This is a genomic window from Prochlorococcus marinus str. MIT 9314, from assembly GCF_000760035.1.
GTDB classification, from domain to species: Bacteria; Cyanobacteriota; Cyanobacteriia; order PCC-6307; family Cyanobiaceae; genus Prochlorococcus_A; species Prochlorococcus_A marinus_B.
The window spans coordinates 18922-37275 of record NZ_JNAO01000010.1; the positions used below are offsets into that span (position 1 = coordinate 18922).

Annotated in this window: 19 protein-coding genes; 15 read left to right on the top strand and 4 right to left on the bottom strand. The window is 31.8% G+C overall.

Annotation, left to right across the window (positions count from 1 at the left end):
• The first annotated feature begins 53 nt into the window (after nucleotides 1-53).
• The 9 genes from secE to EU98_RS04190 all read left to right on the top strand — a co-directional run bounded on the left by secE (nucleotide 54) and on the right by EU98_RS04190 (nucleotide 6453).
• On the top strand, nucleotides 54-296 hold the full coding sequence (gene secE, locus EU98_RS04230; protein ID WP_011817698.1) for a preprotein translocase subunit SecE: 243 nt from the start codon (nucleotides 54-56) through the stop codon (nucleotides 294-296).
• 51 nt (nucleotides 297-347) lie between these two features.
• Entirely contained in the window at nucleotides 348-959 is a 612-nt protein-coding gene (gene nusG / locus EU98_RS04225) for a transcription termination/antitermination protein NusG (RefSeq protein WP_011817697.1), read from the top strand.
• A gap of 67 nt (nucleotides 960-1026) precedes the next feature.
• Nucleotides 1027-1452, top strand: coding sequence for a 50S ribosomal protein L11 (gene rplK, locus EU98_RS04220; protein WP_002805232.1), 426 nt, complete (start codon nucleotides 1027-1029; stop codon nucleotides 1450-1452).
• Between the two features lie 66 nt (nucleotides 1453-1518).
• Nucleotides 1519-2226 carry a 50S ribosomal protein L1 gene (gene rplA / locus EU98_RS04215; protein ID WP_011862247.1) on the top strand — a complete coding sequence of 236 codons (708 nt, stop codon included), beginning with the start codon at nucleotides 1519-1521 and terminating at the stop codon, nucleotides 2224-2226.
• A 191-nt stretch (nucleotides 2227-2417) separates the two neighbouring features.
• Nucleotides 2418-2945, top strand: a complete 528-nt coding sequence (gene rplJ / locus EU98_RS04210) for a 50S ribosomal protein L10 (RefSeq protein WP_011817695.1) — start codon at nucleotides 2418-2420, stop codon at nucleotides 2943-2945.
• A gap of 28 nt (nucleotides 2946-2973) precedes the next feature.
• A complete protein-coding gene (gene rplL, locus EU98_RS04205) occupies nucleotides 2974-3369 on the top strand; it encodes a 50S ribosomal protein L7/L12 (protein WP_011817694.1) in 396 nt (131 codons plus the stop codon).
• Nucleotides 3370-3416: 47 nt separating this feature from the next.
• On the top strand, nucleotides 3417-4145 hold the full coding sequence (gene rnhA, locus EU98_RS04200) for a ribonuclease HI (protein WP_032515797.1): 729 nt from the start codon (nucleotides 3417-3419) through the stop codon (nucleotides 4143-4145).
• Nucleotides 4142-5311: a quinone-dependent dihydroorotate dehydrogenase gene (locus EU98_RS04195; protein WP_032515799.1), complete on the top strand. Its 1170-nt coding sequence runs from the start codon at nucleotides 4142-4144 to the stop codon at nucleotides 5309-5311. Before rnhA ends, EU98_RS04195 begins: the two co-directional genes overlap by 4 nt.
• A 17-nt stretch (nucleotides 5312-5328) precedes the next feature.
• Nucleotides 5329-6453: a pyridoxal phosphate-dependent aminotransferase gene (locus tag EU98_RS04190; protein ID WP_032515800.1), complete on the top strand. Its 1125-nt coding sequence runs from the start codon at nucleotides 5329-5331 to the stop codon at nucleotides 6451-6453.
• On the opposite strand, the gene EU98_RS04185 is transcribed toward EU98_RS04190, so the two are convergent.
• Nucleotides 6432-7523 carry a UDP-N-acetylglucosamine--N-acetylmuramyl-(pentapeptide) pyrophosphoryl-undecaprenol N-acetylglucosamine transferase gene (locus tag EU98_RS04185; protein ID WP_032515801.1) on the bottom strand — a complete coding sequence of 364 codons (1092 nt, stop codon included), beginning with the start codon at nucleotides 7521-7523 and terminating at the stop codon, nucleotides 6432-6434. The genes EU98_RS04190 and EU98_RS04185 overlap by 22 nt on opposite strands.
• 41 nt (nucleotides 7524-7564) lie before the next feature.
• On the opposite strand from EU98_RS04185, the gene EU98_RS04180 reads away from it, so the two are divergent.
• Nucleotides 7565-8290, top strand: a complete 726-nt coding sequence (locus EU98_RS04180) for a hypothetical protein (RefSeq protein ID WP_032515802.1) — start codon at nucleotides 7565-7567, stop codon at nucleotides 8288-8290.
• 1 nt (nucleotide 8291) lies between these two features.
• On the opposite strand, the gene EU98_RS04175 is transcribed toward EU98_RS04180, so the two are convergent.
• A complete protein-coding gene (locus tag EU98_RS04175) occupies nucleotides 8292-9500 on the bottom strand; it encodes a phosphoglycerate kinase (protein WP_032515804.1) in 1209 nt (402 codons plus the stop codon).
• Nucleotides 9501-9713: 213 nt separating this feature from the next.
• Here EU98_RS04175 and ylqF point away from each other — a divergent pair, with 213 nt between their 5' ends.
• Together ylqF and EU98_RS04165 are read left to right on the top strand one after the other, a co-directional pair.
• A complete protein-coding gene (ylqF, locus tag EU98_RS04170; RefSeq protein WP_032515805.1) occupies nucleotides 9714-10586 on the top strand; it encodes a ribosome biogenesis GTPase YlqF in 873 nt (290 codons plus the stop codon).
• On the top strand, nucleotides 10577-11536 hold the full coding sequence (locus EU98_RS04165) for an RluA family pseudouridine synthase (protein ID WP_032515806.1): 960 nt from the start codon (nucleotides 10577-10579) through the stop codon (nucleotides 11534-11536). Before ylqF ends, EU98_RS04165 begins: the two co-directional genes overlap by 10 nt.
• Here EU98_RS04165 and EU98_RS04160 read toward each other — a convergent pair.
• Entirely contained in the window at nucleotides 11529-13127 is a 1599-nt protein-coding gene (locus tag EU98_RS04160) for an ABC transporter ATP-binding protein (RefSeq protein ID WP_032515807.1), read from the bottom strand. The two genes, EU98_RS04165 and EU98_RS04160, sit on opposite strands and share 8 nt — an antisense overlap.
• A 54-nt stretch (nucleotides 13128-13181) precedes the next feature.
• On the opposite strand from EU98_RS04160, the gene EU98_RS04155 reads away from it, so the two are divergent.
• The gene (locus EU98_RS04155; RefSeq protein WP_032515808.1) at nucleotides 13182-15491 is read left to right on the top strand and encodes a RelA/SpoT family protein; all 2310 of its coding nucleotides are present in this window, start codon (nucleotides 13182-13184) and stop codon (nucleotides 15489-15491) included.
• 18 nt (nucleotides 15492-15509) lie between these two features.
• Here EU98_RS04155 and EU98_RS04150 read toward each other — a convergent pair whose 3' ends face one another.
• A complete protein-coding gene (locus EU98_RS04150; RefSeq protein WP_032515809.1) occupies nucleotides 15510-15953 on the bottom strand; it encodes a DUF2062 domain-containing protein in 444 nt (147 codons plus the stop codon).
• 66 nt (nucleotides 15954-16019) lie between these two features.
• Between EU98_RS04150 and mnmE the strand changes: the two genes are divergently transcribed.
• Entirely contained in the window at nucleotides 16020-17402 is a 1383-nt protein-coding gene (mnmE, locus tag EU98_RS04145; RefSeq protein ID WP_032515810.1) for a tRNA uridine-5-carboxymethylaminomethyl(34) synthesis GTPase MnmE, read from the top strand.
• An 82-nt stretch (nucleotides 17403-17484) separates the two neighbouring features.
• The gene (gene nadC / locus EU98_RS04140) at nucleotides 17485-18351 is read left to right on the top strand and encodes a carboxylating nicotinate-nucleotide diphosphorylase (protein WP_032515811.1); all 867 of its coding nucleotides are present in this window, start codon (nucleotides 17485-17487) and stop codon (nucleotides 18349-18351) included.
• Nucleotides 18352-18354 lie beyond the last annotated feature (3 nt).

Consider the following 18354-nt stretch of genomic DNA (forward strand, 5'->3'; position numbering starts at 1 on the left):
TCAATAAGCTAAAATAAAGACTAAAGCATAAAGCTCAATTTCAAAAAAATTTTGTGACAAGTCCTACTACTAATAAAGAACCTCTTAAAAAGGATTCTCCTGAAGTTGAAGAGCCTAAAAAAAAGAATAATTTTTTTAGATCTACCTACGATGAGCTTAAACTTGTCGTGTGGCCTAACAAACAACAACTTTTTAGTGAATCAGTAGCAGTTATAATTATGGTATCTTTTTCTGCTGCAGCCATTGCTTCTGTTAGTAGATTCTATGGATGGGCAGCCTCGCAAATTTTTGGTTAAATTATCTCCCGAATATCCATTAATAAAGATCTTAATTAAGCTTCAAGAAAAATGAGTAATGAATTAACTACAAACCTTGCTTCTTCAAAAGCAAATACAAGCATAGCAAGATGGTATGCAGTTCAAGTAGCATCAAGCTGTGAAAAAAAAGTAAAAGCGACTCTTGAGCAGAGATCAGTAACTTTAGGTGTTAATAATAGAATCATTGAAATTGAAATCCCCCAAACTCCAGGAATTAAATTAAAAAAAGATGGAAGCAGACAAACTACTGAAGAAAAAGTTTTCCCTGGTTATGTCCTCGTAAGAATGATTTTGGATGAAGATACAATGATGGCTGTTAAAAGTACTCCAAATGTAATTAACTTTGTCGGTGCTGAAGACGGTAGAGGCAGCGGAAGATCGCGAGGTCATATCAAACCTCGACCATTATCAAGACAAGAAGTTAATAGAATCTTTAAGCGAGCATCAGAGAAAAAAGCTGTAATCAAGTTAGATATTGAAGAAAAAGATAGAATCATTGTCACTAGCGGTCCATTCAAGGATTTCCAAGGAGAAGTTATAGAAGTTTCCGGAGAAAGAAATAAATTAAAAGCATTACTTTCAATATTTGGGCGCGAGACTCCTGTAGAATTAGAATTCTCCCAAATCAATAAACAAAATTAATTTTTAATTGTTCTTGTTTATCGAGTAAAATTATGATTTTCTACTCCAGCTTAAATTATCTAATCTAATGGCAAAAAAAATTGTTGCAGTTATTAAGCTTGCTCTACAAGCAGGCAAAGCAAATCCTGCTCCTCCTGTAGGGCCAGCTTTAGGACAACATGGTGTCAATATCATGGCATTTTGCAAAGAATACAACGCAAGGACACAAGATAAAGCAGGTTTTGTAATTCCAGTCGAGATTTCTGTTTTTGAAGATAGAAGCTTTACTTTTATCACAAAAACACCCCCTGCTTCCGTCTTAATAACAAAAGCAGCTGGTATAGAAAAAGGTTCAGGTGAATCCGCAAAAGGCTCTGTTGGGAATATAAGTAAAGCTCAATTAGAAGAAATAGCCAAAACTAAGCTTCCTGATCTAAACTGTTCTAGTGTTGAATCAGCAATGAAAGTAATTGAGGGTACTGCTCGAAATATGGGCGTCTCTATCACTGATTGAGTTGAATACACAATTTCTCACTATTTAGGGGAGGTTAGTTTATAACCGTTTGCACCCAATATTATTATGAAAAAACTATCTAAAAGAATGGCGGCTCTATCAACAAAGATAGAAGATCGCATCTACGCACCACTTGAAGCTCTTAGTATTATCAAGGAAAATGCTAATGCAAAATTTGATGAAACTATTGAAGCACATATACGTCTAGGTATTGATCCAAAATATACTGATCAACAATTAAGGACCACTGTTGCATTACCTCATGGTACTGGCCAAAGCATCAAAATTGCAGTAATTACAAGCGGTGAGAATGTATCGAAAGCTAAGGCTGCTGGTGCAGATTTATTTGGCGAAGAAGATCTTGTAGAAAGCATCAACAAAGGAAATATGGAGTTTGATCTTCTTATTGCAACTCCAGATATGATGCCAAAGGTTGCAAAATTAGGAAGAGTTTTAGGACCTAGAGGTTTAATGCCTAATCCTAAAGCTGGGACAGTAACTAATGACATTGCTAATGCAATAAAAGAATTCAAAGCTGGTAAGCTCGAATTTAGAGCAGACAAGGCTGGAATCGTTCATGTCCGCTTTGGAAAAGCAAGTTTCACAAAAGAGGCTCTATTTGACAACTTAAAAACCTTACAAGAATCAATTGATAAAAATAAACCAAGTGGAGCTAAAGGAAAGTATTGGAAAACTTTTTATGTAACTTCAACAATGGGGCCTTCAGTTCAAGTTGACATAAATGCTGTACAAGATTACCAACCTGAAGGTTAACGCTTTGTAGTATAATTTATATTGCAATAATACGGCCAAAGAAAGTAGGTTGATTTAGTTATTCTAAATTTTTAATTCCTACCGAGGACTCGTCTTAAATTATTTCTTTTTGGATCTAATAAAAGCGGCCTCTTAAAAAAGAACTTTGCCGCATTTCCTGCTCTCCCTAAATTACGATCCAAAAAACATCAATGGGCCGAACACTAGAGAATAAGCAAAAAATCGTTACTGAGATTAAATCTCTTTTAGACGACTCGGAAATGGCTGTAGTTCTTGACTATAAAGGTTTAACTATCAAAGAGATGTCAGATTTGCGATCTAGATTGCAAACAACTAACGGCATCTGCAAAGTTACTAAAAATTCATTAATGCGCAAAGCTATTGATGGAGACAGTAATTGGAACGATCTTGAATCTTTACTAACCGGAACAAATGCTTTTGTCTTAATTAAAGAAGATGTTGGTGGTGCTGTAAAAGCAATCCAATCTTTTCAAAAAGACACCAAAAAATCCGAGACCAAAGGAGCTTTATTTGAAGGCAGACTTCTTAGCGATTCTGAAATAAAAGAAATTGCAAGTCTTCCATCTAAAGAAGTATTGATGGCAAAAATTGCTGGCGCTCTTAATGGCGTTGCAACAAAAATTGCGATCTCTATTAATGAAGTACCTTCTGGACTTGCTAGATCACTTAAACAACATTCTGAAAAATCAGAATCCTAAATTCAAAACCTAATTAACTTTTAAGAAAATGTCCGCAAAAACTGAAGAAATTCTTGAATCATTAAAATCTCTATCACTTTTAGAAGCATCTGAGCTTGTAAAGCAAATTGAAGAGGCTTTTGGTGTATCTGCTGCAGCTTCTGCAGGTGTCGTTATGGCAGCTCCAGGAGCAGCTGGCGGTGACGCAGATGGTGGCGCTGCTGAAGAAAAAACTGAATTTGATGTAGTTCTCGAAAGCTTTGATGCAGCTGCAAAAATCAAAGTACTTAAGGTTGTAAGAAATGCAACTGGTCTAGGTCTTGGCGATGCAAAAGCACTTGTTGAATCTGCACCAAAAACAGTAAAAGAAGGAATTGCAAAAGCAGATGCCGAATCTTTAAAGAAAGAGATTGAAGAAGCTGGCGGTAAAGTTACACTTAAGTAAGAGAATATTTTTTCAAGCCGATAGACTGTATATCGGCTTCAAAAATCATGAATATTGATAGTATTGCAATTGAAGCTGCAACTGATGGAGCCTGTAGAGGTAATCCAGGTCCAGGTGGTTGGGGCGCACTGATAATTTTTGATGACAAAAGTGAATTAGAAATAGGTGGTTCCGAGCAAAATACTACCAATAATAGAATGGAACTCACTGCGGCTATAAAAACACTTGAGAAATTAAAAACCTATAAATTAAAGGAGAACTTTAAATTAAGAACTGATAGTAAATATGTCATAGAAGGTTATACAAAATGGATTGCTAATTGGAAGAGAAATGGATGGAAAACAAGTTCAGGAAAATCAGTTCAAAATCTTGATTTATGGCAAAAAATTGATCAATTAAGAATTAATGGCCTTGTAATGGAATATGTTAGGGGTCATAGTGGTGACAAACAAAATGATAGAGTTGATAAAATCGCAACCAACTATAGCAAAGGTATATCTTTAGAAAGTAAATTAAAAGAGTCAGAATCATCAGCTGACTTTTTTGAAAAAAATGCCCCTTCAGAAATTCAGGAATTATTTTCAAGGAATGAATTAATACAAAAATTTGCCGACAAAAAGTATTTGTTAAGTTCACCAGAACTAAGCACCTTATTAGGTGAAGAAAACCACTTAAAGATCAAACTCTATTCACTTTTTGAATGGCGTAATTGGAGATTGATTCCTAAAGATAAAAAATATTGGATAATAGAAAAAAAGAAGCCTAATTTTTTATGAATGAACAGAAGGGGGTATTTAAAAATCTTTATAAAGACTTGATTACCCCTGTATTAAAAAGAGACTCTGGAATTGATGCAGAATACTTAACTAATTTATCTCTTAGCCTTTTATCATTCAGTTCAAGAAAATATAATTGGCCTGTAGTTTCTTCTATCTTAAAAAATCTAAATGAAGAATTTTCTATAGTTGATAAAAGGTTAACTCAGAGCATATGTGGTATAGAATTTTGTAATCCAATTGGTTTAGCTGCGGGTTTTGACAAAAATGGAAATGCTGCAAATGTATGGAAAGATTTTGGTTTTGGATTTGCCGAACTTGGTACAGTAACCAAATTTGCTCAGAATGGAAATCCCAAACCAAGGTTGTTTAGATTAGCGGAGGAAGAAGCAGCATTAAATAGAATGGGTTTTAATAACAATGGTGCGGAAAATCTAGTTAAAAACTTTGTAGAACAAGGAATTGAGTTTAAAAAAAATAGAAAGAATATTTGTTTAGGGATAAATTTTGGCAAGTCTAAAATTACAGATTTATCTCAAGCAAAAGATGATTATTTAACTTCTCTAAAATTATTAATTCCATATTGTGATTATGCAGCAATAAACGTAAGTTCTCCAAATACTGAAGGACTAAGAAAGTTGCAAGATCCGATTCTTCTAAAAGAACTTCTTAGAGAAATTAAAAACTTACCTAATTGTCCGCCATTATTTGTAAAAATTGCGCCAGATTTAAGCCTTAAAGATATTGAAGATATTTGCCAATTAATAATAGAGGAAAATATCGATGGGATAATTGCTACTAACACCAGCATAGATAGATTAGGTCTTGAAAATAGGAAGATCAGGCAAACAGGATTATTACTTTCTGAAGAAAATGGAGGATTAAGTGGAAAGCCTCTACAAAAAAAAGCAAATCAAATAATAAAACATATTCATAATATTGATAAAAAGATTATTTTAATTGGCGTAGGAGGAATCGATAGCCCAGAGTCGGCTTGGGAAAGAATTTGTTCTGGAGCATCATTAATTCAAATTTATACGGGATGGATATATAAGGGGCCACAATTAGTCCCCAATATACTTGAAGGGATTTTAAAGCAACTCAATAAACATCAATTATCTAATATAAAAGAGGCCATTGGATCAGATTTAAAATGGGTTAAATAAAAATTAGAAAATGAATAATGAACAATCCGAAAACTAATGATTACTCAACATTAGCCATGCAAATATCAAACTTAAAGCATGGAGGAAATGTGTATGCAAATGCAAAAAAATTAAATTTATTACCCTCTGAAATCATTGACGCAAGTGCCTCTTTAGTACCCTTTGATCCACCTCAAATACTAATAGATTCATTAAATGATGAAATTAAGAATCTTGGATTTAGATATTACCCAGAGAGAAACTTGAATGATCTGAAAGAAATAATCGGTCAATTTCATGGGATAAATCCAGACAATATATTGCCTGGAAATGGAGCTTCTGAACTAATAACCTGGGCAGGTTATGAAGCATCCAAATTTGGAATAAGTTGTATCCCTTCTCCATCATTTGTTGATTATGAAAGATCCTTAAATTGTTGGAATAGCAATTTTATACATTGCGAATTACCAAAAAACTGGAATGATATTTTTCCTCAATCATTTCCGCTGCATCCAAAAGGTGATGTTATTTGGATAACAAATCCACATAACCCTACCGGCCAATTATGGGAAAAGAATTCATTGGAGGAAGTTGTAAAAAAATATAAATTAGTTATCTGTGATGAAGCTTTCTTATCGATAACACCTAATGGAGAGAAAGAATCTTTAATACCATTAACCCAAAGATTTGACAATTTATTAGTTCTGAGAAGCTTGACCAAAATCTTCAATATTCCTGGTCTTAGATTAGGTTACGTCATTGGCTCATCAAAAATACTAAAAAAATGGGAAATCAATAGAGATCCTTGGCCTTTAAATTCATTTTCTATTAAAGCCGGAATTGATCTACTAAGTAATAAGAAATTCTATGAACAGTGGACAAAACAGATTCACAGCTGGATAAATATTGAAAGACAGAGAGTATTTGAAAAATTATCAAAAATAGAAAACCTTAAAGTTCATAGCTCTTCAACCAACTTTTTTTTAATAGAAAGTAAAACATCCTTGTCGCCAAATATAAAATACTTAGAAAATAAGGGAATATTGCTTAGAGAATGTACTTCATTTAAATTTCTCGACGAAAAGTGGGCAAGAATAAGCTTGCAGAATAGGAAAAATAACACTCTTTTATGTAAAGAAATTCAGAATTCCTTTAGAAAATAATTAATAAATTTTTTAATCTCATTTTTAGATTTAATTTTATTATTATTTTCCATATTCCTCTTCATGAGATCTAATATTTCATAATGATTTTTACCCTTTTTTGATTTTATTTTAAAAATTCTTTCTAGAGTTTCTTCAAAAACTTCTTTAGAAATTTTATTCTGATTGATTAAAACTGAGCCTGCACTTTCAGCGAGAATCATTGCATTTTTCTCCTGATGATTATTTTTAGAATCTGGATATGGAATTAAAATAGAAGGTTTTTCAGCCTCTATTAGTTCATTTATTGTTCCTGCACCGGATCTCGATATTACAAGATCACAGTTTTGAATTAAAGCTGCTATTTCATTAGTAAATTTCTTTTGAATATAATTTTTGGAGTTTTTTACATAAAAAGGTTGTTGATTAGATTCCCCAATAATATGAACTATCCGAAACTGTTTTTTTAATAAAAATTCAAGAGATTGGATAAGAATTTGATTTATAGCTTTTGCTCCTTGACTACCTCCCATAACAATCAAAAGAGGTCCTTTTCCTTTTGGAACCCATTCTGGCAAGGGATTAGATTTATAGAATTGTTCTCTTAAAGGGGTACCAGTGAAAATAGTTTTACAATTTCTTAAATAAGAATTTGTATTCTTAAATCCTAGAAGAACATAGTTACACAAAAAACCAAAATATTTCGTGACCATTCCTGGAATTAAATTTGATTCATGAATAATGACAGGTATCCTTAGAAATTTTGAAGCAACAATAGTGGGGGCAGAGATATAACCTCCAGTCGTAAAAACCAAGTTAATTTTTTTTTCTTTTAAGATCCTAATTATTTGGAAAGTTGACATTAAAATTTCTATATATTGATAAAACAAAAAAATATTTTTTCGTGGTGTCTTTATGCTCAAAGTCCTCAGATTATATTTTTTGGGAATTAAATTGGCATCAAGTCTTTGCTTAACACCCAACCAATGTATATTCCACTTATCTTCTACCTCTTTAGAGACTGCCAACGCTGGGAAAATATGCCCCCCTGTCCCACTGGCTGCAACTAATAAATTATTTTTTTTAGACATAAAAACTTAAATTAGTAGAATAAAAACAATAAATGATAAATATGTTTAATTTAAACTTTTTCAGAAATATAGGTTTCCTTCTCTACTTATTTATTTATCTCATTATTCCCTATTCAGCAATAACGCAAACTTTAAAAGTTGATTTCATAAGAAATCTAGAAACCTCATTAAATAAGCGAGACTTAGAGTTTATTAGAAAAAATTTTAGAAATGATGAAAACAAAAATATACCAAAACAGTTTTCAAAAATTATTAATGATTTCCCTGATAGCAAATGGACAATCAAAAGATTAAAATCAAATATTCCAAATAAAGAAACTTTGAGAATAAAAGTTTTAGGAAAAAAAATAGTTAATGGAGAAATCCATATACTCGAATCCAATTTCGATTATGTTTTTTCAGTTCTAAATGGGAAAATTGATGAAGGTACCTATAAAAATTTATTCACCACAATAAGAAATGATGATAAGAAGATAGATATTAGTTTTAAAATCCCTGATAAAGTTCTTACTGGATCAAAATATGACATCGATATTATTATAAACAAACCACTTGAAGAAGTGATTATTGCTGGAGCAATAAAACCTCATCAAGTAAATTCATTTTTTGAACAGGAAATATTATTGGAGCCATTGGCATCTGGTGGAATTTTTAAAATGACAAGGGCACCTTTAAAACCAGGGACACAAATATGGTCAGGATTTATAGCTCATCCTGAAGGGATAATTACTTTCACAAAGAGTATTGATATTGTTGAAAAGATATAGCCTAAGCGTCGTTTAAAGAAGCTACACCAGGTAAAGTTTTACCTTCTAAAAGTTCCAAACTTGCTCCACCTCCAGTAGATATATGTGACATTTTCTCAGCTAATCCTGCTTTCTCTACTGCTGCGACTGAATCTCCACCACCAATTATTGTACAAACTTCAGAAAAGGCACTTAAGTCAGCAAGAGTCGTAGCTATTGCATTTGTACCGTCTGCAAATTTATCAAATTCAAAAACTCCCATTGGACCATTCCAAATAATTGTCTTACATTCTGCAAGAGCATTCTGAAAAACTTTAATGGAATCTGGACCAATATCGAGACCCATCCAATTCCCACTAATTGAATCAATTTGAGATATTTTGCTATTGGCGTCCGGAGAAAATTCATCAGCTAAAACAACATCAGTGGGTAATAATAATTGTACCCCTTTTGCTTTCGCTTTTGCTTCTAAATCTTTAGCAAGCTCGAGTTTATCTTCTTCTACAAGGCTCTTTCCGACATCTAAGCCTCTAGCTTTATAGAAAGTGAAAATCATACCTCCACCAATCATGATTTTGTCACACTTATCTAGTAAAGAATCAAGTACTCCTATTTTGCTACTAACCTTTGATCCTCCAACTATCGCTGCCAATGGACGCTTTGGGGAATCTATTGCTCCTTGTAAGTATTTCAATTCTTTTTCTAAAAGGAATCCAGCTACTGAAGGACTTAAATAATTAGTAACACCCTGAGTTGAAGCATGAGCTCTATGAGCAGCACCGAAAGCATCATTTACATACATATCTGCATGAGATGCTAATTTTTTAGAAAACTCCAGGTCGTTCTTTTCCTCTTCACCAAAAAAACGAACATTTTCAAGTAAAAGAACATCCCCATTAGATAAGCTATTTGATTGTGCAATTGCTTCATCCCCAATACAACTGTTAGTAAGAGCAACATTTTGCCCTAACAATTCACCTAATCTTGCTGCTACTGGAGTTAATCTCATTTTTTCATTTACCTGACCTTTTGGTCTACCAAAATGAGCAGCTAAAATAACTTTTGCAGAATGATTCATAAGATATTCAATCGTTGGAATCGCTGCACGAATACGCGTATCATCAGTTATTTGACCATCTTCATTTAATGGAACATTAAAATCTACCCTTACAAGAACTTTTTTTCCTTCTAAATGTGTCTTATCAAGACTGGAAAGAGATAACTTTGACATTAAACAAGCTTAATTTTTAATCTAAAGACCCTAACGTTAATTTGAGCTTATTGGGTTAAAAAGTAGTTACTGTTACCTATGCCTTAATAAATTTTAAGAATTAACGATTATAAAAATTTTTTAGTTATTTAATTTATACTAAACTTTAGAAGTAAATACTTTTGAAACTTATAAAAACTAAAAGGAATACAAAATTTTATTTGATTTATTGAAGTGGACATACCCAAAATTCAATGGTACCCCGGCCATATCGCAAAAGCAGAAAAGAAATTATCTGAAGTTATCAATAAAGTAGATTTAGTTATAGAAGTTAGAGATGCACGAATTCCCTTGTCAACAGGACATCCACACTTAAATAAATGGATAAATAATAAAAAACATATTCTTGTTATTAACAGATCAGACATGATCTCTCCTAATACAATCAATAGTTGGAATAAATGGTTTAAGGCTAAAGATCAATATCCCCTTTGGTGTGATGCTAAAAGAGGAATAGGTATTAAAGAAATTTGTAAGTCAGCCAAAGATTCTAGGACGTCAATCGACTACAGAAGACTCTCTAGAGGAATGCGAATTAGGCCAATTAGAGCCCTTACACTTGGTTTCCCAAACGTGGGAAAGTCAGCATTAATTAATAGAATTGCAAAAAAAAGAGTTGTAGATAGCGCTAGGAAAGCAGGTGTGACTCGGAATTTAAGATGGATAAAATTAGAAAGTGGTATAGATCTGCTAGATGCTCCTGGTGTTATACCTCCAAATTTAGAAGATCAAAAATCAGCACTTAATCTTGCACTGTGTGACGATATTGGTGAAGCTGCTTATGAAATAGAGAGTGTCGCAATTGGATTTATAAAAATTATATCCACTCTCAACAAAGATAAGAATGCGAATATCTCAGTTAAACAAATATCTAATAGATACGGAGTTGATATTGCAAAAGGCTTTAAGAATCCTTCTGCTTGGATCGACGAAGCAGCTTCAAAACATACTTCAGGCGATAAAAGGAGAATGTCTCATAAGTTATTGGAAGATTATAGAAATCAAATGCTGGGTAAAATTGCTTTAGAAGTCCCACTATGGAATTAAATAATCAAAATTCTTTCGGCATCGGACAAGGTGAGCTTATAGAAATTATTTATGAGCTACCTCTTCCTATGAGGCTAGACAGATGGTTGGTAAGTAAAAGGCCAGAGCAAAGTAGAGCAAGAATTCAACATTTCATAAATTCAGGTTTAGTACTAGTAAACTATAAGACCGCGAAAGCAAAGACCCCATTAAAAAATGGCGACAATGTTCAAATATGGATGCCTCCTCCAGAACCTCTTATTTATTTGAAACCTGAAAAAATGGATTTAAATATCCTTTTTGAAGACGAGCACATCATAGTAATCAATAAACAATCAGGACTAATAGTTCATCCAGCCCCTGGACACAAATCAGGCACTTTAGTGAATGGATTACTTTTTCACTGTAAAGATCTACCTGGAATTAATGGGAAACTAAGACCTGGGATTGTTCACAGATTAGATAAAGATACCTCCGGATGTATGGTGGTTGCAAAAAGCCAAGAGGCATTAGTAAATCTCCAGAAACAAATTAAAGAAAAAATAGCATCACGCGAATATATTGCAGTAATTCATGGAGCACCTAATTCTGAAGAAGGGCAAATAGTGGGACACATTGGTAGAGATAAATTAAATAGATTGAAATATAAAGTAGTTGAAGAAACTTCAGGAAGGTATGCCTGTACCTATTGGAAATTAGAAGAAAGATTTGGCAATTACTCGTTAATGAGTTTCAAACTAGATACAGGACGAACGCATCAAATAAGAGTTCATTGCGCTCACATCAATCATCCAATTGTGGGTGATCCGTTATATGGAAGATGTAAAAAACTACCATGTAAATTAGATGGCCAAGCCTTACACGCCATTAAGCTTGGACTTATACATCCAATAAATGGTAAAGAAATGATATTTGAATCAGAATTACCATTAGATTTTCAAAAATTACTAAGTGTTCTTAAAGTTAAATAAGGTTTAAAGAGGAATTTAGAAGCGATTTTGTATACGTATTTTTAGTTTTAGTGAATATTGTTGAACTTTCTCCTTCATCAACTATCTTTCCGTTATTCATAACTAGCAACCTATCACAAAATCTTTTTGCAATGCCTAAATCATGAGTAATAAAAATAATCGTTAAATTCATTTTTTCTTGCAAGGCTCTAAGTAATGCAAGAATCTCTATTTTTACTGAAGCATCCAACATATTAACGCTCTCATCACAAATCAAAATTTTTGGTTTCAACAATAGCGCTCTGGCTAATGAAATTCTTTGCAATTGACCACCTGATAATTGGCTAGGGTAAGAATTAAAAAAATCATTATTTAAGGGAAGATTTAAATTTCTTAACATTAATTTTATTTCTTTTTCGATTTTTCTTTTATTTGAAATTTTTTGAATAAAAAATATATCTTCCAAAATATTTTTAATTGTCATTTTCGGATTCAAACTTGAAAAAGGATCTTGAAAAATTATTTGCACATTATTAATCTTTTTAAAAGATTTAATTTTTTTCAATGCATGATTTTTATCATGAATTTTTATTTCACCACCTCTTACTTTAAGGAGTCCAATTAAAGCCCTACATAATGTACTTTTACCGCTCCCTGAAGAACCAACAATTCCAAGAGTCTCATTCTCATATAACTTGAAACTAACTTCATTTAAAGCCTTATTCCATTTATTAATGAAAATTGAAGAATTTAATTTATACCAATGTCTTAGGTTATTTACCTCTAGAACGACCTGATCTCGAGCATTATTTTTAGTATTTGGTTCTAATACTATTTTTGAAGCATTTACTAAATTTTTCCCGATATCTGATTTTGGTGATTGAAAAATATCTAATATATTACCTTTTTCAACAATCGATCCCTTTTCAATTATTGCAACTTTTTTACACCACTTTGCTGCAAGATTAATATCATGACTAATTAAAATTAAAGTAGTATCAAATTCATTACATAGATGAATTATTTCTTGCATAATTTCAAAACTTGTTTTGGTATCTAAGCTTGTTGTAGGTTCATCAGCTATTAATAATTTAGGTTTCAAAGCAAGTGCCATTGCTATTGAAACTCTCTGTCTCATTCCGCCGCTAAATTGATGTGGGAAAGAATCAAGTCTACTTTCTTCAATTCCGACTTTTTGAAAAACTTCTCTTACTAATTTTTTAATAACTAAAGATGATTTAGTTTGATCATGTGTTTTAAATAATTCATATAAATGATCCCCAACTCTCATTAGCGGATTAAGTTTTTTTATAGAGTCTTGATAAATAAATCCAAAATTCTTTCTTCTAAATAATTGTGCATCTTTGTTGTTTATTTTCCTAGGATCTACATTAGAAATCGATAGATACCCTTTAGAAGTGGCCTTTGCAGGCAATATATTTACTAATGTTTTTGCAAAAGTGGTCTTTCCACATCCAGAAGGTCCTATTATGGCCAAATGATCTCCACTATCTATTTCCAAATTAAAATTTTTGATAATAGGTTGCTGTTTTAGACCATATTTAACAGTAAGATTTTTAACTACAATAATTTTTTCTTTATTTTTTTCCATGATTTATAGCAAATTTTTCTAGACATAAATAAAATACATCTAAAGCAATATAAAATGTCCGAGGCAGCTGCAAATTCAAAAGAAAAAAACGAAATTGAAGTTTCCAAAACTATTTTGCCTGAAAATAAAAAATATGAAAGTGAATCTTTGAATTATCAAATAAAGATTCCCGATTGGCTTCTTAAAGATATTCATAATTTTGAAAAATCAAATAAAGAAAATGATGAGAATCAAAACCTTATAGTAAAGGCTTTTAAACTTGCTTATAAAGCTCATGATGGACAATTCCGTGCGAGCGGCGAACCATACATTATCCACCCGGTTGCTGTTGCAAATCTCCTTAAAGAAATAGGTGCTAGTTCATCTGTTATTGCTGCAGGCCTTTTACATGATGTAGTTGAAGATACTGGCATTGATTTATCCGAAATAGAAACAAATTTTGGATTAGAAGTAAAAATTCTTGTAGAGGGTGTAACAAAATTAGGCGGCATTCACTTTAACAACAGGACTGAAGCACAAGCTGAAAATCTTAGGAAAATGTTTTTGGCTATGGCCAGCGATATCAGAGTTGTCTTAGTTAAACTTGCAGATCGACTTCATAACATGAGAACAATTGAATGGCTAAATGATGAGAAAAAACTAAGAATAGCGAGAGAAACAAGAGAGATTTATGCACCATTAGCTAATCGACTAGGAATAAACAGATTTAAATGGGAATTAGAAGATTTAGCTTTTAAATTCCTAGAGCCTAAAGAATATCTAGATCTTAAAGATCAAATCGCCGTTAAAAGAAGTGATAGAGAAAAAAGATTAAAAGTAACTTTGAATCTTATGAAGGAAAACTTGATTTCAGCAGGTTTGAAAAATTTTGAAATAACAGGAAGGCCAAAACATCTTTATGGCATCTGGAGCAAAATGGAAAGACAACAAAAGCATTTTCACGAGATTTATGATGTTGCTGCCCTAAGAATTATCGTGGACAATTCAGATAGTTGTTATAGAGCTTTAGCAGTTGTTCATGATACTTTCAAACCAATTCCAGGTAGATTTAAAGACTATATAGGATTACCAAAACCCAATGGATATCAGTCCTTACACACTTCTGTGATTGGAAGACATCGACCTATTGAAGTTCAAATTAGAACTACTTCGATGCATCAAATTGCTGAATATGGTATTGCCGCTCATTGGCAATATAAAGAGGGTGGTTCTCCTGCTAAAAGTAATGCCGAGAGATTTAATTGGCTAAGACAATTAGTAGAATGGCAACAAGAAGGTAATGAAAAGGATCATAATGATTATTTAGCTTCAATTAAAGAAGATTTATTTGATGAAGAAGTATTTGTAATCACTCCAAAAGGAGATGTTGTTGGTTTGAGGAAAGGATCTACCGCGATAGATTTCGCCTACAGAATCCATTCTGAAGTTGGAAATCACTGTAATGGAATAAGAATTAATGAAAAACTTTCTACATTATCTACAGCACTTCAAAATGGTGACTTCATAGAAATTTTGACAAGTAATAATGCTACCCCAAGCTTGGATTGGCTGAACTTTGTAGTTACGCCAACTGCTAAAAATAGAATTCGCCAATGGTATAAGAAAAGCCATCGTGATGAAACGATTAAAAGAGGTAGAGATTTACTTGAAAAAGAAGTAGGTAGAAACGGTTTTGAAGCATTACTTTCTAGTGAAGCCATGAAAAAAGTTGCAAATCGATGCAATTTAAAAACTACTGAAGACCTTCTTGCATCTCTTGGTTTTGGTGGTTTAACTTTGCATCAAGTATTAAACAGACTAAGAGAAGAAATAAAATTACAGACAGAAGATGTAAAAAATGATTCTGACTCTGAAATAGCAAAATCTCTTAAAAGTAATAATAATTTATCCACTAATCAATCTAATACAGCAGCTAAATCACCAATTTCCGGGATAGAAGGTCTTGATTACAGAATAGGTAAATGCTGTTCCCCACTCCCAGGAGAGGATATTATCGGAACTGTGTCGCTCGGCAACCATGGGATAACTATACATAGGGAAGATTGTGAAAATGTAATACCAATTCCAATAGAGAGAAGATTACCTGTCGGTTGGAATCAAGATAATAAAACTGGCGATAATAAGTTTCCAATTCAACTACGAATAGAAGTAATTGATCGAGTTGGAGTTCTAAAAGATATTCTTATGCGGTTATCTGATAAAGGTATAAACGTTAGTGATGCCAATGTTAAAACTGCTTATGGTAAACCAGCTATTATAAATCTTTGTGTAGGTCTTGAAAGTTATAATCAACTTCACAAAACAATTGAACAAATTAAATCAATGGCAGATGTTTTAGATATTGCCAGAGTTGGACAAAGTTAATTTTAAAATCAGATCAATCTATCTTTTACTTTTTATCTTGTAAATAAAGAAAACAATACTGCCGCAAATCAAAGCTAATAAAATACCTACACAAGATGAACCTAAGAGTAATTTTACGGAAAAAATTCTACCTTGTTTCCATAAGTCATCAATAACTAAACTTTTTTCAAGAATTTTATTAGAAGGATTATTTAAAAAAATCGAACCAACTTTATAGTTAAAATAATAAAGTGGAATATAAGTAAAAGGGTTGCTGATCCAGGTACCAATTGCAGCTAGAACAATATTTCCCTTAGCTATTTTCGCAAAAAATACTCCCATTAAAGTCTGAAAACCAAAAAAAGGAAAGCAACCACTAAATACCCCTATAGCTAAACCTTTAGCATTAAAGAAAGGACTTCCATTCTGACTCCTAAATAATGATAGAATTTTCTTACAGGTAATATCTCTTTTAAATCTCATTCAGAAAGAAAATTTCAAAATTAAATTCTTGATAATCTTACTTAATTATCCATAACAAAGCGAGAGATGGATTCGATAGTTACTACAGAAGATACGATAGCCGCAATTGCTTCAGCTATAAGTATTGGGAAGGGAGGAGTTGCGATAATAAGAGTATCAGGGAAAGATGCAATAAATTCTTGCAAAAAGATTGTTCAAACTAAATCTACATATGCATGGGAATCACATAGGGTTTTTCGTGGTTTTATTCAGGAAAATAAACAAAATAAATTTATAGATGAGGTTTTAATTTTAGTGATGAAATCACCAAATAGCTTCACTGGAGAGGATGTTGTTGAACTTCATTGCCATGGCGGAATTATCATAGTAAATAAAGTTTTAAACATCTTATTATCTAGTAATTCTACAGTTAGACTTGCAAACCCAGGAGAATTTAGTCAAAGAGCTTTTCTTAATGGGAAAATAGACCTTACTCAAGCCGAGTCGATTAATCAATTAATTAATGCAAGCAATACCAGATCAGCAGAGTTAGCCTTTAGCGGGGTTCAAGGAGAAATAAAGAAAAAAATTGATGATATTAAAAATGACCTTATAAATCAACTTTGCGAAATAGAAGCGAGAGTTGATTTTGAAGAAGACTTCACAGATTTTGATTACACCAAATATCTAAAAAACATTAAAAAAGTCAAAGAAAAAATAGAATTACTAATAGAAAATGCAAAAAGAAATTCATATATTCACAATGGAATATCCATTGCGCTTATAGGTAAAACAAATGTTGGTAAAAGCTCTTTATTAAATTTGCTTGCAAAAAAAGAGAAAGCAATCGTAACTAATATTCCTGGAACAACTAGAGATGTTATTGAAGTTAATTTAACTATTAATGATATGCCAATGAAAATAATTGATACTGCTGGCATAAGAGAAACTCATGAACAAATTGAAAGTATTGGAATTAAAAAAAGTTTTGGGAAAATAAAAGAGTCAGATTTTATAATTTATATTTATAGTCTTGAAGAAGGATTTAATGAAGAAGACAAAAAAATAATACAAGAAATTCCCAAAGAAAAATTAATTACTATTTTGGGAAATAAAAAAGATTTAATTGATTGCAAAAATATTAATTCAAATGAATATAAAAACACAATTCTTATGAGTATTAAGAATAATGATGGAGAAAGATTATTAATAGACACAATCATAAAAAAATGCGGATTAAAACAAGTAGAAAATATCAATATATTTTTAAACGAAAGACATCTAAAAAATTTGTCTGCTTGCTTATCTAATTTAAATGACACTGATGAAATAATTGAAAATAAATTGCCATTTGATTTGTTATCAATTGAACTGAGAGATGGAATTCAAAACTTGTCTAAAATAACTGGTCAAGAATTAACAGAGGAACTTCTAGATAATATTTTTTCTAAGTTTTGTATTGGTAAATAAATTTGAGTTAAATTACATAGTGATATATAGTTGATTCTCTAACTTCAGTTTAATTTTTATTAATTAATTATTTTTTAGTTTAGTGGATTTAAATACTCCAATAATAAGTAAAATCATTGATAATTGGATCGATGAAGATATAGGTAGGGGAGATCTTACAAGTCCCTCTATTACAGAAGAGAATGGTAATGCATATTGGATTGCAAAAGAGGAGGGTATATTCTGTGGGGTTGAAATTATAAAAGAAATTTTTAGAAAAATTGATTTAAAAATCAGTCCAAAATTTAATATCTCTGATGGAGATAAATTTGTTAAAGATCAAAAACTCTTAGAAATATATGGACCTTCAAAAAGTTTACTCGCTAGTGAAAGGATCAGCTTAAATATAGCAATGCATTTATGTGGAATATCAACATATACAAAGAATATTACAGATAAATTAGAAGGCACAAATATAAAATTAGCAGATACTAGGAAAACGACTCCTGGCTTAAGAATATTTGAAAAATATGCATTCAAATGCGGAGGTGGGGTGAATCATAGAATGGGATTATACGATGCTGCTATGATCAAAGAAAATCATATTGCATGGACAGATAATCTTAAGAATGCAGTACAAAAAATTCGCCTAAATTCGCCTTTTACAACTCATATCATAATTGAAGCTGAGAATATCGAACAGGCAAAAGAAGCAGTATTAGCAGGGGCGGATAGTGTCTTATTAGATGAACTTAGTCCTGAAACAATCAAAAAAAGCGTTCAAGAATTAAGAGATTTATCTATTAATAGCTTAAAAAAAGAAGTCAATAAAAATTTGATAATAGAAGTTTCTGGAATAAACCCTCAAGAAATTAGTAAATATCTAATAAAAGGTATTGATTTGATTTCAACAAGTTCTTCAATCACCAAAAGTCATTGGATTGATTTGAGTATGCGTTATATTAATTAATTA